This window comes from Burkholderia sp., from assembly GCF_018375725.1.
Lineage (GTDB): Bacteria > Pseudomonadota > Gammaproteobacteria > Burkholderiales > Burkholderiaceae > Burkholderia.
Genome location: NZ_JAHACR010000108.1, coordinates 1 through 12,035, shown reverse-complemented (window position 1 = coordinate 12,035; position 12,035 = coordinate 1). Strand labels below are relative to the sequence as shown.

The window sequence follows — 12,035 nt, the reverse complement described above, 5'->3', positions numbered from 1 at the left end:
CATGCACTTCTCGCTCCGGATGCGGTCGACGCGCTGCGCAGCGAGCTGCTGCCGCTTGCCACCCTCGTCACGCCGAACCTGCCGGAAGCGGCCGCGCTCCTCGGCGTCGAACCCGCGACGACCGAGGACGAAATGGTTCGCCAGGGCCAGGCGCTGCTCAAGACCGGCGCACGCGCGGTGCTGATGAAGGGCGGCCATCTGCCGGATGCTGCCGCGAGCCCCGACTGGCTCGTCGACGCAAACCGCACCGTGCGGCTCGACGGCCCGCGCGTCCCCGTCAGCAATACGCACGGCACTGGCTGTACGCTGTCGGCCGCGATCGCCGCGCTGTTGCCGCGGCAGTCCGATCTGGAATGTGCCGTGCGCGAAGCCAAGGCTTACCTGACGGGCGCGATCACGGCAAGCGGCCGGCTCGATGTCGGCCAGGGCGTCGGCCCGGTGCACCACTTTCACCGCTGGTGGTAATACGCTGCTGACGCGCCCGGTCCGCCGTCAGGTCGCCGCGAACGCCCTTGCACGCGCCGGCCAGTCGTCCGGCACGACAAAACCCCGGGCCGTTTCGTGCCAGACGCCGTCGTCGGCCGGTTCATAGACGCCGATCAGCGTAGGCGCCTGCCGGGTCAATGGCGCCGGCAATTCGCGCGCGGCCGCGAGCGGCTCGGGATCGCCATTCCCCGCTTCGATTCGCCGCGGCGCAAGCCACGCGAGACGCGGCAACACACTCCACGCCGCGCCGCGCGTCTGCGCTGCGGCCCACGCCGCCCATTGCGCGTGGGTCAGCCAGAAACCGTGCGGATGATCGGGGGCAATTTCCGCCGCCACACGCGGCCGCGGCTCGCCATGCGGATAGAACAGCCAGCCCTTGACGAACATCTGCGCGTCGGACGGTGCGCCGTATCCGAGCTGCGCAAACGCCTCACGCCCGCTCAGGCGCAACTGGTGGTCGATCAGCCGTTCCCGCTTGCGATCGAACCGGTCGACAAGATTCGGCCCGACAAAATCCGCGAGCGATGCCACATCGTGCGTCGATGCGCACAGATAGCACTTCACCGCCAGCTCCCAGTGCAGCCGCCGGCCGCCCGGCGCATCGATCAGGAAATCCACCTCGCCGAGCGTGTGGCCGTTGCTGCGCAGCGCGAGATTGGCCGCGACCAGCCGCAGCACCGGCCCATGCGCGAGAAAGCATTCGAGCAGGCATTCGGCATAACGGCCGAGCCGCACCGGCCGCAGCCCTTCGAGCGAACGGCGCAGCGGTTCCGGCGCAGCGTCGAGCGCGGCGAGCCACGCCTCGGTAGCGGCCCGTTCAGGCGCGCCGGACCACGGATGCGCGAGCGGCGCGCCCGGCGCCGCGGTCAGGATTCCCGGACTCGCGAGCAACCATGCAAGGTCGCGCACCGCGGCGTCGCGCAGCGTCTCGATGAACGGAAACGCCGCGCCCGCCGTCATGTCCCGTCCGCGCCGCGGTAGGTATCACGCGCGAGGCACAGATCGGCCCACGCCTTCGACTTGTCCTGCAAGCTGCGCAGCAGGTACGCCGGGTGATAGGTGACGATCACCGGTACGCCCTCGTAGGTATGCACGCGGCCACGCAGCGACGCGATGCTCGCATCGCTTTTCAGCAGCGTCTGCGCGGCAAACCGCCCGAGCGCGACGATCAGCCGGGGCTTCACGAGTGCAACCTGCCGCTGCAGATACGGCTCGCAGCGCGCGACCTCGTCCGGCTCCGGATTCCGGTTGCCGGGCGGCCGGCACTTGATCACATTGGCGATATAGACGTTCTCGCCGCGCTTGAGCGACAGCGATTGCAGCATGTTGTCGAGCAGTTTGCCCGCCTGGCCGACGAACGGCTCGCCCTGCTTGTCCTCGTTTTCGCCCGGCGCCTCGCCGACCAGCATCCACTCCGCCTCGCGGTCGCCGACGCCGAATACCGTGTTGGTCCGTTTCTCGCAAAGGCGGCAGCGCGTGCAGCCTGCGACCCGCGCGGCGAGCGCGTCCCAGTCGAGCTCCGCGACCGGCGTTTCGGCAGGTCGCGAATCGGCGAGCGGCGCGGGGTCGGCGGGCGGCGCTGCGTCGAACCATGCGAAATCGTCCTCCGCAAACGCCGACGCGTCGACAGGCGGCGGAAAATCGTCCGCGCGTTCACCCGGGGCGTCGACGATGAAATGCTCGATCGCGCCAGGCTCGCGCACCTGATGCGCGGCAACCGGCTGCGCTTCCACGGCAGGCGCCAGCAACGGCTCGCCCGCCGCACTCGATGCAGGTTCCGTGCGCGGTGAACGATCGGCCGACGCAGATGCGCCGGTCGCAAGCGGGAGCACGTCCGTCGGCAGCACGGCAGCCGATGGCATGGCTGACTCCGGCGCAAGCGCGCGCCTTCCTGCGTCGGTGTCCGCCTCGCGCGTCGCCGCTTCCGCTTCCGCTTCCGGCGCATCGTTCGGCGCGCCGGGCACGGCGACCTGATTGACATCGTGGCTGGCCGGCGCCGGCGCCCCGTCCGGCCGCAGCCCCCGCCGCACCCAGATCTGCGCGAGCCCCATTTCCTCCAGCGCCGTTTCAGCCCATGCCATGCGCGCCGCCCTCCTTGTCCAGCGTCAGACGCATCACGATCGCGTCCTCCCGGCTGCGATGCCGCGCCGGATAGTAGTTCTTGCGCCGTCCGATTGTCGCGAAGCCGAAGCGCTCATACAGATGGATCGCACGCGGATTGGACGGACGCACTTCGAGCAGCACGCCGTCGAGCCGCTCGGCACGCGAGATGCGCACCGCCTCGCGCAGCAGTGCGAGGCCCGCGCCCGTGCACTGCGCGGCCGGTGCGACGCACAGGTTCAGCAGATGCATCTCGTCGATCACCGGCATGAGCACGCAGTAGCCGACGAGCGCGCCCGTCACGTGCCGCAGGCACACGCCGAAGTAGCCATTGCGCAGCGAATCCTCGAAATTGCCGCGGCTCCATGGAAATTCGTACGCGGCGTGCTCGATCTCGACGACTTCGTCGAGATCCGCATCCGTCATCGGCGACAGATACCGGTCGCTCAACAGCACGCCTGTCATCCCTGCGCTCCGTCCGGCCGGGCATGGCGCGCCGCCATGCGCTCGGCAGTCGTCTGCGCAACCTTGTCGCGCACGTATTCGGGCGCGGCCTGGTCGGCCGGCACCACGCGCCCGGCCCGATACGCGCGCAACGCGGCGTGGGCGACCGCCAGCGCATGCGGCAAGGCGTCGCCGTCGATCGCCGCCGCGTGTTCGGCCGCGGGCAACTGCGCGCCGAACGCGGCCGCCGCATTGCCCGCGAGCGTGAACGGCGCATCGGGCACGCCAACCGCGCCGGGCGCATCGAGCGCCGCCGGATGCAGCGTGCGCCAGTCGCCGGCGCCGTCGTCCCACGCGAAATCGGCCCAGTACACTTCGTCCATTCGCGCGTCGAGCGCGGCCAGTACACGCGACGTGCCCGGCGCACGCAGCCGCGCATGTTCGGCGCAGGCGAGCAGCGTGCCGATCGGCACAACCGGCACGCCGCGCCCGAAGGCGAGCCCCTGTGCGATGCCGGTCGCGGTGCGCAGGCCGGTAAACGAGCCCGGGCCGGCGCCAAACGCGATCGCGTCGCAGTCGGCGAGCGTCAGCCCGGACTCGGCGAAGAGTTCCTGGATCGCCGGCAGCACGCGCGTGCTCGACACGGCACCCGTGAGCTCGTGGCGAACCCAGCATTGCGGGGAGGAGGAGGCGTCGGCCGCAGCCGAGCGCAGCAGCGCGACCGAGCAGTATTCGGTCGACGTATCGATGGCGAGGAGCACTGTTTGCGTCATGGCCGACATTGTAATGCGGCGCCCCGCTCCTACGGGCGATCGACGCGCGCATGCGGCGCGCACGGCGGTTTGGAAGGATCGCTCGACCCGCCGCGCCGGTCCGCTTGCTAAGATCGCCCGACTCGCCCCCCTTTTATGGAGACACCCGATGAGCGACCTCACCGCCCGCTTCGACCAGGCCCAGATCGACGCCAAGCAACTGCCCGAGCGTCCGGGCAACCTGACCTTGCTGCGCCTGTACGCGCTTTTCAAGCAGGCGACCGACGGCGATGCGCACGGCGACAAGCCGGGCTTCACCGACATCGTCGGCAAGTACAAGTACGACGCATGGGACGCGCTGAAGGGCACGCCGCAGGATGCTGCGAAGCAGCAATACATCGACCTCGTCGACTCGCTGAAGAACGGCACCGCGTCCTGAGACAGGACGTCGCACCCCAGGACGCTGGCGCAGTGCAGCATATATCCCTATAATGCTGTCTGCGTCACTTCCGCGCCCGGCTCATTGACCGGACCGGCCCGACGCCTCGTAGCGTTAAGCTCCAATCCGGTTTAGAACCTGTCCCCTTCCTGCTTCGGCCTTCGCGGCCGTCAATTATCAGGCTGGCGGCAACGCTGTCACTGCGCGCCGCACCCAAAACAGCTTCTAGCCTCTTCCGCCGCATGTCTGGCGGATTGCACCCGTTTTCCGATTTGCTCCTGAATCCGACGACTTGGGTATGCGCGATTGGCGCCGACGTTTCACCCACTGTGATTCAAGGATTGTTATGACTTCGAGCATTTCCTCCAGCCCTCTCAACGCGACCGCCGACAAGGCGCTCGGCCTCGACGACGCTGCGCCGGCCGCTGCCGCGCCGGCCGCCGACGAGCCGACCTTCGCGTCGCTCGGGCTCTCGCCGGAGATCGTCTCCGCCCTGCAGGCCGCCGGCTACGCCAAGCCGACGCCGGTGCAGCAGCGCGCGATTCCGGCCGGCATTGCAGGCCGTGACCTGCTGGTATCCAGCCCGACCGGTTCGGGCAAGACGGCCGCTTTCATGCTGCCGGCCATCGAACGCTTCGCGCAGATGCAAAAGGCGCAGGCACAGCAGCCGCGCACCCCGCGCGAGCCGAACAATGGCGACCGCCGCGGCCGCCGTCCGCAGCCGGTCGCCCGTCCGGGCCTGCTGGTGCTGACGCCGACCCGCGAACTCGCGATGCAGGTGACGACCGCCGCATCGACGTACGGCAAGCACCTGAAGCGCCTGCGCACCGTCAGCATCCTCGGCGGCGTCGCTTACGGCCAGCAGCTGATGCTGCTCGCGAAGAACCCTGAAATCCTCGTCGCGACGCCGGGCCGCCTGCTCGACCACCTCGAGCGCGGCCGCATCGACCTGTCCGAGCTGAAGATGCTCGTGCTCGACGAAGCCGACCGCATGCTCGACATGGGTTTCATCGACGACATCGAGACAATCGTCGACGCGACGCCCGAGTCGCGCCAGACGATGCTGTTCTCGGCAACGCTCGACGGCAAGATCGGCTCGCTGACCAGCCGTCTGCTGAAAGACCCGGAACGCATCGAAATCACGCAGCGCATCGAGTCGCGCGCGAACATCGCGCAGACGGTGCACTACGTCGACGATCGCGACCACAAGGATCGCCTGCTCGATCACCTGCTGCGCGACAACGCGCTCGACCAGGCGATCATCTTCACGGCGACCAAGATCGACGCCGACCAGCTCGCCGGCCGCCTGGCCGATGCAGGCTTCGAGTCGGCCGCGCTGCACGGCGACCTGCCGCAGGGCGCGCGCAACCGCACGATCCGTGCGCTGCGCGAGCGCCGCGTGCGGGTGCTCGTCGCGACCGACGTCGCGGCGCGCGGCATCGACATTCCGGGCATCACGCACGTGTTCAACTACGATCTGCCGAAGTTCGCGGAAGACTACGTGCACCGCATCGGCCGTACCGGCCGCGCGGGCCGCTCGGGCATCGCGGTGAGCCTCGTGCATCACGCCGAGCAAGGCGCGCTGAAGCGCATCGAGCGCTTCGTGCGTGCGCCGCTGCCGGTCAACGTGATCGAGGGCTTCGAGCCGCGCAAGGCGCCTCCGCGCAACGATCGCGGCCAGGGCCGCGGCCGTCCGGGCGGCGGCAACGGCGGCCGACGCTTCGGCGGCAAGCCGGGCAGCGGCAACGGCGGCGCCCGTCACGGCAGCGGCGGCGGCTGGAGCGGCAAGCCGGCCGGCAACCGCGAAGGCGGCTACGGCGGTCGCCGTAACGACGGCCAGCGCAGCGGCCCGCGACGCGGCAATTCCGCATCGTGATGGTGAGCAGGCGTCCGTTCCGGCCGCCTGCCACCCGTCAGCCACACCCGACCGGCGCTTGCGCCGGTTTTTTTTCGCCCGCCCCAAATTTCACGATGCAAAAAATATTTTTGCGTCGTAAAAAATCATGCTGCGTGGCACAAGTCCTCGCATTGCAGGATGGGAAACTGCATTTCTCATCCCGAAACGATAAATATAAGATATTGATTTACCACGACTAAAAACTAGAGCGCTTCCAGAAAAAGTCCCTGCCTCACGACCGCTGATTTGCCTAGACTCTTATACAAGACTTCGCGAAACGGATCGCAGCCCTTCCCGCTTAGCGAACAGGATCACCACCCGATTCACCCAATTCAGGCAATACCACTTCAAGGAGCACATCATGTCGCGTCAGCAACAGGCACTGGAACTGCAAAAGCAATGGGAAACGGATCCGCGCTGGAAGGGTATCAAGCGCAGCTACACGGCTGAAGACGTGGTTCGCCTGCGCGGCTCGATCCAGATCGAGCACACGCTCGCGAAGCGCGGTGCGGAAAAGCTCTGGAGCCTCATGAGCAACGAGCCGTTCGTCAACGCCCTCGGCGCGCTGACCGGCAACCAGGCAATGCAGCAAGTGAAGGCGGGCCTCAAGGCGATCTATCTGTCGGGCTGGCAAGTCGCAGGCGATGCAAACGTCGCCGGCGAAATGTATCCGGATCAGTCGCTGTACCCGGCGAACTCGGTGCCGCTCGTCGTCAAGCGCATCAACAATACGCTGACGCGCGCCGACCAGATCCAGTGGTCGGAAGGCAAGAATCCCGGCGACGAAGGCTACGTCGATTTCTTCGCACCGATCGTTGCTGACGCGGAGGCCGGTTTCGGCGGCGTGCTGAACGCATTCGAACTGATGAAGGCGATGATCGAAGCCGGCGCATCGGGCGTCCACTTCGAAGACCAGCTCGCCTCGGTGAAGAAGTGCGGCCACATGGGCGGCAAGGTGCTCGTGCCGACGCGCGAAGCGGTGGCCAAGCTGTCGGCGGCGCGTCTCGCGGCCGACGTGATGGGCACGCCGACCGTGCTGGTCGCGCGCACCGACGCGGAAGCCGCCGACCTGATCACGTCCGACATCGACGAGAACGACAAGCCGTTCCTGACGGGCGAGCGCACGGTGGAAGGCTTCTTCCGCACGAAGCCGGGCCTCGAACAGGCCATCTCGCGCGGTCTCGCGTACGCACCGTACGCCGACCTCGTCTGGTGCGAAACGGGCAAGCCGGATCTCGAATATGCGAAGAAGTTCGCGGAAGCGATCCACAAGCAATTCCCGGGCAAGATGCTGTCGTATAACTGCTCGCCGTCGTTCAACTGGAAGAAGAACCTCGACGACGCGACGATCGCGAAGTTCCAGAAGGAACTCGGCGCGATGGGCTACAAGTTCCAGTTCATCACGCTGGCCGGCTTCCACGCGCTGAACTACTCGATGTTCAACCTCGCGCACGGCTACGCCCGCACGCAGATGAGCGCGTTCGTCGAACTGCAGCAAGCCGAATTCGCGGCGGCCGACAAGGGCTTCACTGCGGTCAAGCACCAGCGCGAAGTCGGCACCGGCTACTTCGACGCGGTGACGCAGACGGTCGAGCGCGAAGCATCGACGACCGCCCTGCACGGCTCGACCGAAGACGAGCAGTTCTTCGACGGCAAGAAAGTCGCTTAAGAACTTCCCGCGTCCCGCCGACATCCGCCGGTCACGCGACCGCGCGATGTCGGCGCCCCGCGGCAAGGAAATCAGGGAGGAAACGGCCCGCGCGCGGTTGTGCGATGCGCATGGGCATCGCGGCCTGCGGGCCGCACACGATAAAGCGCGCCGGCCCAGACCGGCGCCGATCCGTTTCCGCGTCGCCCAGCGCGACCCGCGCCGCCATCGGCGAAAACGCCGCTCATCTACCGATAAACGATCACCGGAATCTTCGTATGCGTCAGCACGCGCTGTGTCTCGCTGCCGATCAGCAGGCTGCCGAGCCCGCGCCGCCCGTGCGACGCCATGAAGATCACGTCGCAGCCGCCGCGCTCGGCCGCCTCGATGATGCCGAGGTACGGCGACGGATGCACGCTCGTCCAGCTGTCGCACGCGACGCCCGCCTCGCGGGCCGCCGACTCCACTTCGTCGAGATGCGCGCGCGCCTCGCGTTCGCTGCGCGCACGAAAATCGGCGGGCGGCTCGATGATCACTTCGGAGAACGGCGAATAGGGATACTGCGGCAGGCACGCATAGGCGGTCACGCGCGCGCCGACTGTACGAGCCAGGTCGATCGCACCTTCGATCGCTTTTTTCGACAAATCGGAACCGTCGGTCGGAACGAGGATGTGCTTGAACATCGCGCCCTCCATCAGCGATCGCACCCTGCGCGTCGCGCCGTCACACGCGGTTGCGCGCCTGATGCGTCTGTCTCGATTGTAGTGTGCGAAAGCGCGCCGCCGGCCGCGGCAGCGGGTTCGTCCTCATATCGGAAACACGCGGGCGGGATGCGCCACGGCCAGGCCGCTCGGGGAGCAGCCGCCATGGCGCGTCCGCATCCCCGCTCCGCACGCAGGCGGAACCTAGCCCCAATATCCGGGACGCTCGTACGTGTGCTTCAGATAGTCGAGAAAGAGCCGCACGCGCAACGGCAAGTGACGGCGCTGCGGAAACACCGCGTGAATGCCGATCGGCGGCGCGGCGAACGCGTCGAGCACGCTGACGAGCCGGCCGGCCGCCACGTCCTCGCCGACTTCCCACCACGAGCGCCAAGCGAGACCGTAACCGGCCAGACACCATTCGTGCAGCACAGCGCCGTCCGAGCATTCCATCGTGCCGCTCACGCGAATCGACACAACCTTGCCGTCCTCCTGGAACGCCCAGCCGCGTTGCTGGTTCGCGTTCGCGGCGAGCGCCAGGCAGTTGTGCCGGGCCAGTTCCGCGAGCGTGACCGGCGTGCCGCGCCGCGCGAGATAGTCGGGCGACGCAACGCACACGCGGCGGTTCTCGCCGAGCTTCAGCGACACGAGCGACGAATCGGGCAATTCGCCGAGCCGCACCGCGCAATCGAAGCCTTCGTTGACGAGATCGACCATGCGGTCGGACAGATCGAGCGTGACCGACACATCCGGATGCGCGCCGGTGAATTCCGGCACGAGCGGCGCGACGTGCCGCCGCCCGAAACCCGCCGGCGCGGTGATCCGCAGGTGGCCGCTCGCCTTGACCCCGCCCGCGGACACGCTCGCCTCGGCATTCTGCATATCGTTGATGATGCGCTGGCAATCCTCAAGGAACGCCGAGCCCTCGAACGTCAGCGTGAGCTTGCGCGTCGTGCGCACGAGCAGCTTCACGCCAAGCCGCGCCTCGAGTGCGTCGAGACGCCGGCCGATGATCGCCGGCGCGACGCCTTCCGCATGCGCGGCCGCCGACAGGCTGCCTTTCGCCGCGACCGCGGCAAATGTTTCGATCTGTTTGAACCGGTCCATGGGTCGGGCGGACGGCATCGGCAGTCCGTCGGATTGACTCGAGTCGCGCCAGATTAGGTAGGTAAAAGTAAAAGATCAAGTGATGAATCGCCTCTTTTTCAATGCGGACGATCATTAATAGAATCGTCCTCGACCTCTGAACCTGGAGTGCAAGGCTATGCCGGCCACAACGACACGCTTTCCCGCCGCGATCCTCTTCGATGCATACGGCACGCTGTTCGACGTGCATGCGGTCGTTGCCGCGGCGGAACAGATGTTTCCCGGCCACGGAGAATCGCTGTCGCAACTGTGGCGACGCAAGCAGATCGAGTATGCGCAGCTGCGCACGCTCGCCGATCCGGCCGGCGCCCGCTACCGGCCGTTCCGCGACATCACGCGCGACGCGCTCCGGTTTGCCGCGCGCATGCTCGGCCTCACGCTCGGCAGCGCCGCCGAGAAGCGGCTGATGGACGAATACGCATGCCTGTCGAGCCATCCCGACACAGTGCCCGTGCTGCGCACGCTGCGTGCGCGTGAGCCGCATCTGCCGCTGGCGATCCTGTCGAACGGCGATTCGCAGATGCTCGACATCGCGATCAAAAGCGCCGGCATGAACGGGCTGTTCGATCGCGTGCTGTCGGCAGACGCCGTGCGTGCCTACAAGCCCAGCCCCGCCATCTATGCGCTCGGCACGGCCGCATTCGGTTCGGCGCCGCGCGACATCGTATTCGTGTCGTCGAACGCCTGGGACGTGGCGGGCGCCGGCTGGTTCGGCTACACGACGTTCTGGCTCAACCGCACCGGCGCGATCGCCGAAGAACTCGGCGTGACGCCCGACGGCTCGGGGGCCGGCATGGCCGACCTCCTCGCCTTTCTTGCCGCGCCGGCCCCGGCCGGCAAAGCGGCCGGCCGCACGCGCCCCGGCCCGGGCGCGTAACCCGCGCATCGCGGCCGGCCCGTCCCATTTACCGAAACCGAAACCGAAACCGCAACTGACCGACCAAGGAGATGACACTCATGACCAGCACGTTCAAGCTGCCGCAAGGCATGGCGATTACCGGCGAGATCAAGCCGGGCTATGAAGCGATCCTGACGCCTGACGCGCTCGAACTCGTCGCCGCGCTGCACCGCGCGTTCGAGCCGCGCCGCCAGGCGCTTCTGCAAGCCCGCGCCGAGCGCACGGCACGCCTCGACGCCGGCGAGCGCCCCGATTTCCTCACGGAAACCCGGACGATCCGCGAAGGCGACTGGCAAGTCGCGCCGCTGCCGGCCGACCTGCAATGCCGTCGTGTCGAGATCACGGGCCCGGTCGAGCGCAAGATGATCATCAACGCGCTGAACTCGGGCGCCGATTCGTACATGACGGACTTCGAGGATTCGAATGCGCCGAGCTGGACGAACCAGATCGACGGCCAGATCAACCTGAAGGACGCCGTGCGCCGCACGATCTCGCTCGAGCAGAACGGCAAGTCGTACCAGCTCAACGACAAGGTCGCGACCCTGATCGTGCGGCCGCGCGGCTGGCATCTCGACGAGAAGCACGTGACGGTCGACGGTCAGCGCGTGTCCGGCGGGATCTTCGATTTCGCGCTCTACCTGATCCACAACGCCAAGGAACTGATCGCGCGCGGCTCGGGCCCGTACTTCTATCTGCCGAAGATGGAAAGCCATCTCGAGGCGCGCCTGTGGAACGACATCTTCGTCGCCGCACAGGAAGCGGTCGGCATCCCGCGCGGCACGATCCGCGCCACCGTGCTGATCGAGACGATCCTCGCGGCGTTCGAGATGGATGAGATCCTTTACGAACTGCGCGAGCACAGCTCGGGCCTGAACGCGGGACGCTGGGACTACATCTTCTCGGCGATCAAGAAGTTCAAGAACGACCGCGACTTCTGCCTCGCGGACCGCTCGAGGATCACGATGACGGTGCCGTTCATGCGCGCTTACGCGCTGCTGCTCCTGAAGACCTGCCACAAGCGGAATGCGCCGGCGATCGGCGGCATGAGCGCGCTGATCCCGATCAAGAACGACCCGGCGGCAAACGACAAGGCGATGGCCGGCGTGCGCTCGGACAAGAACCGCGACGCGACCGACGGCTACGACGGCGGCTGGGTCGCGCATCCCGGCCTCGTGCCGGTCGCGATGGAGGAGTTCGTCCGGGTGCTCGGCGACAAGCCCAACCAGATCGGCAAGCGGCGCGACGACGTGCAGGTCGAAGGCCGGAACCTGCTCGATTTCCAGCCGGAAGCGCCGATCACCGAAGCCGGCCTGCGCAACAACATCAACGTCGGGATTCACTATCTCGGCGCATGGCTCGACGGCAACGGCTGCGTGCCGATCCATAACCTGATGGAAGATGCGGCGACCGCCGAAATCTCCCGCTCCCAGGTGTGGCAGTGGATCCGTTCGCCGAAGGGCGTGCTCGATGACGGCCGCAAGGTCACGGCCGAACTCGTGCGCGAATACACGAAGGACGAGCTCG

12 protein-coding genes are annotated in these 12,035 nt (G+C 67.4%); 6 read left to right on the top strand and 6 right to left on the bottom strand.

The genetic code is table 11. The features are described from left to right. The coding region (locus KH616_RS13530; protein ID WP_292245241.1) for a PfkB family carbohydrate kinase at window positions 1-465 on the top strand (465 nt) is incomplete at its 5' end. Between the two features lie 27 nt (window positions 466-492). Here the strand turns inward: KH616_RS13530 and KH616_RS13525 are convergent. From KH616_RS13525 to tsaB, 4 genes are read right to left on the bottom strand one after another with little or no spacing between them, the layout of a single operon-like run. Continuing rightward, window positions 493-1,446 carry a DUF1853 family protein gene (locus tag KH616_RS13525; RefSeq protein WP_292245239.1) on the bottom strand — a complete coding sequence of 318 codons (954 nt, stop codon included), beginning with the start codon at window positions 1,444-1,446 and terminating at the stop codon, window positions 493-495. Beyond that, a complete protein-coding gene (locus KH616_RS13520; protein WP_292245237.1) occupies window positions 1,443-2,567 on the bottom strand; it encodes a uracil-DNA glycosylase family protein in 1,125 nt (374 codons plus the stop codon). The genes KH616_RS13525 and KH616_RS13520 overlap by 4 nt, the downstream gene beginning before the upstream one ends. Beyond that, window positions 2,554-3,051 carry a ribosomal protein S18-alanine N-acetyltransferase gene (gene rimI / locus KH616_RS13515; protein WP_292245235.1) on the bottom strand — a complete coding sequence of 166 codons (498 nt, stop codon included), beginning with the start codon at window positions 3,049-3,051 and terminating at the stop codon, window positions 2,554-2,556. Before rimI ends, KH616_RS13520 begins: the two co-directional genes overlap by 14 nt. Further along, the gene (tsaB, locus tag KH616_RS13510; RefSeq protein ID WP_292245233.1) at window positions 3,048-3,812 is read right to left on the bottom strand and encodes a tRNA (adenosine(37)-N6)-threonylcarbamoyltransferase complex dimerization subunit type 1 TsaB; all 765 of its coding nucleotides are present in this window, start codon (window positions 3,810-3,812) and stop codon (window positions 3,048-3,050) included. Before tsaB ends, rimI begins: the two co-directional genes overlap by 4 nt. Before the next feature lie 139 nt (window positions 3,813-3,951). Here tsaB and KH616_RS13505 point away from each other — a divergent pair, with 139 nt between their 5' ends. The 3 genes from KH616_RS13505 to aceA all read left to right on the top strand — a co-directional run bounded on the left by KH616_RS13505 (window position 3,952) and on the right by aceA (window position 7,787). Beyond that, entirely contained in the window at window positions 3,952-4,221 is a 270-nt protein-coding gene (locus tag KH616_RS13505) for an acyl-CoA-binding protein (RefSeq protein WP_292245231.1), read from the top strand. 346 nt (window positions 4,222-4,567) lie between these two features. After that, window positions 4,568-6,097 (top strand): DEAD/DEAH box helicase, encoded by a 1,530-nt coding sequence (locus KH616_RS13500; RefSeq protein WP_292245228.1) that lies wholly within the window; start codon window positions 4,568-4,570, stop codon window positions 6,095-6,097. Window positions 6,098-6,479: 382 nt separating this feature from the next. Further along, the gene (gene aceA / locus KH616_RS13495; protein WP_292245227.1) at window positions 6,480-7,787 is read left to right on the top strand and encodes an isocitrate lyase; all 1,308 of its coding nucleotides are present in this window, start codon (window positions 6,480-6,482) and stop codon (window positions 7,785-7,787) included. Window positions 7,788-8,014: 227 nt separating this feature from the next. Here the strand turns inward: aceA and KH616_RS13490 are convergent, their stop codons facing one another. Further along, window positions 8,015-8,449: a universal stress protein gene (locus KH616_RS13490; RefSeq protein WP_292245225.1), complete on the bottom strand. Its 435-nt coding sequence runs from the start codon at window positions 8,447-8,449 to the stop codon at window positions 8,015-8,017. Window positions 8,450-8,671: 222 nt separating this feature from the next. Beyond that, window positions 8,672-9,574 carry a LysR family transcriptional regulator gene (locus KH616_RS13485; protein ID WP_292245222.1) on the bottom strand — a complete coding sequence of 301 codons (903 nt, stop codon included), beginning with the start codon at window positions 9,572-9,574 and terminating at the stop codon, window positions 8,672-8,674. A gap of 157 nt (window positions 9,575-9,731) precedes the next feature. Between KH616_RS13485 and KH616_RS13480 the strand changes: the two genes are divergently transcribed. Together KH616_RS13480 and aceB are read left to right on the top strand one after the other, a co-directional pair. Then, on the top strand, window positions 9,732-10,490 hold the full coding sequence (locus KH616_RS13480; RefSeq protein ID WP_292245220.1) for a haloacid dehalogenase type II: 759 nt from the start codon (window positions 9,732-9,734) through the stop codon (window positions 10,488-10,490). An 80-nt stretch (window positions 10,491-10,570) separates the two neighbouring features. Next, window positions 10,571-12,035 (top strand): malate synthase A (gene aceB / locus KH616_RS13475; RefSeq protein ID WP_292245218.1); only part of this gene is annotated, 1,465 nt, incomplete at its 3' end.

Bases quoted from the DNA above. Each gene is read 5' to 3' on its own strand.
- KH616_RS13525 (WP_292245239.1), bottom strand. From the start codon at position 1,446: ATGACGGCGGGCGCGGCGTTTCCGTTCATCGAGACGCTGCGCGACGCC.
- KH616_RS13520 (WP_292245237.1), bottom strand. From the start codon at position 2,567: ATGGCATGGGCTGAAACGGCGCTGGAGGAAATGGGGCTCGCGCAGATC.
- rimI (WP_292245235.1), bottom strand. From the start codon at position 3,051: ATGACAGGCGTGCTGTTGAGCGACCGGTATCTGTCGCCGATGACGGAT.
- tsaB (WP_292245233.1), bottom strand. From the start codon at position 3,812: ATGTCGGCCATGACGCAAACAGTGCTCCTCGCCATCGATACGTCGACC.
- KH616_RS13505 (WP_292245231.1), top strand. From the start codon at position 3,952: ATGAGCGACCTCACCGCCCGCTTCGACCAGGCCCAGATCGACGCCAAG.
- KH616_RS13500 (WP_292245228.1), top strand. From the start codon at position 4,568: ATGACTTCGAGCATTTCCTCCAGCCCTCTCAACGCGACCGCCGACAAG.
- aceA (WP_292245227.1), top strand. From the start codon at position 6,480: ATGTCGCGTCAGCAACAGGCACTGGAACTGCAAAAGCAATGGGAAACG.
- KH616_RS13490 (WP_292245225.1), bottom strand. From the start codon at position 8,449: ATGTTCAAGCACATCCTCGTTCCGACCGACGGTTCCGATTTGTCGAAA.
- KH616_RS13485 (WP_292245222.1), bottom strand. From the start codon at position 9,574: ATGGACCGGTTCAAACAGATCGAAACATTTGCCGCGGTCGCGGCGAAA.
- KH616_RS13480 (WP_292245220.1), top strand. From the start codon at position 9,732: ATGCCGGCCACAACGACACGCTTTCCCGCCGCGATCCTCTTCGATGCA.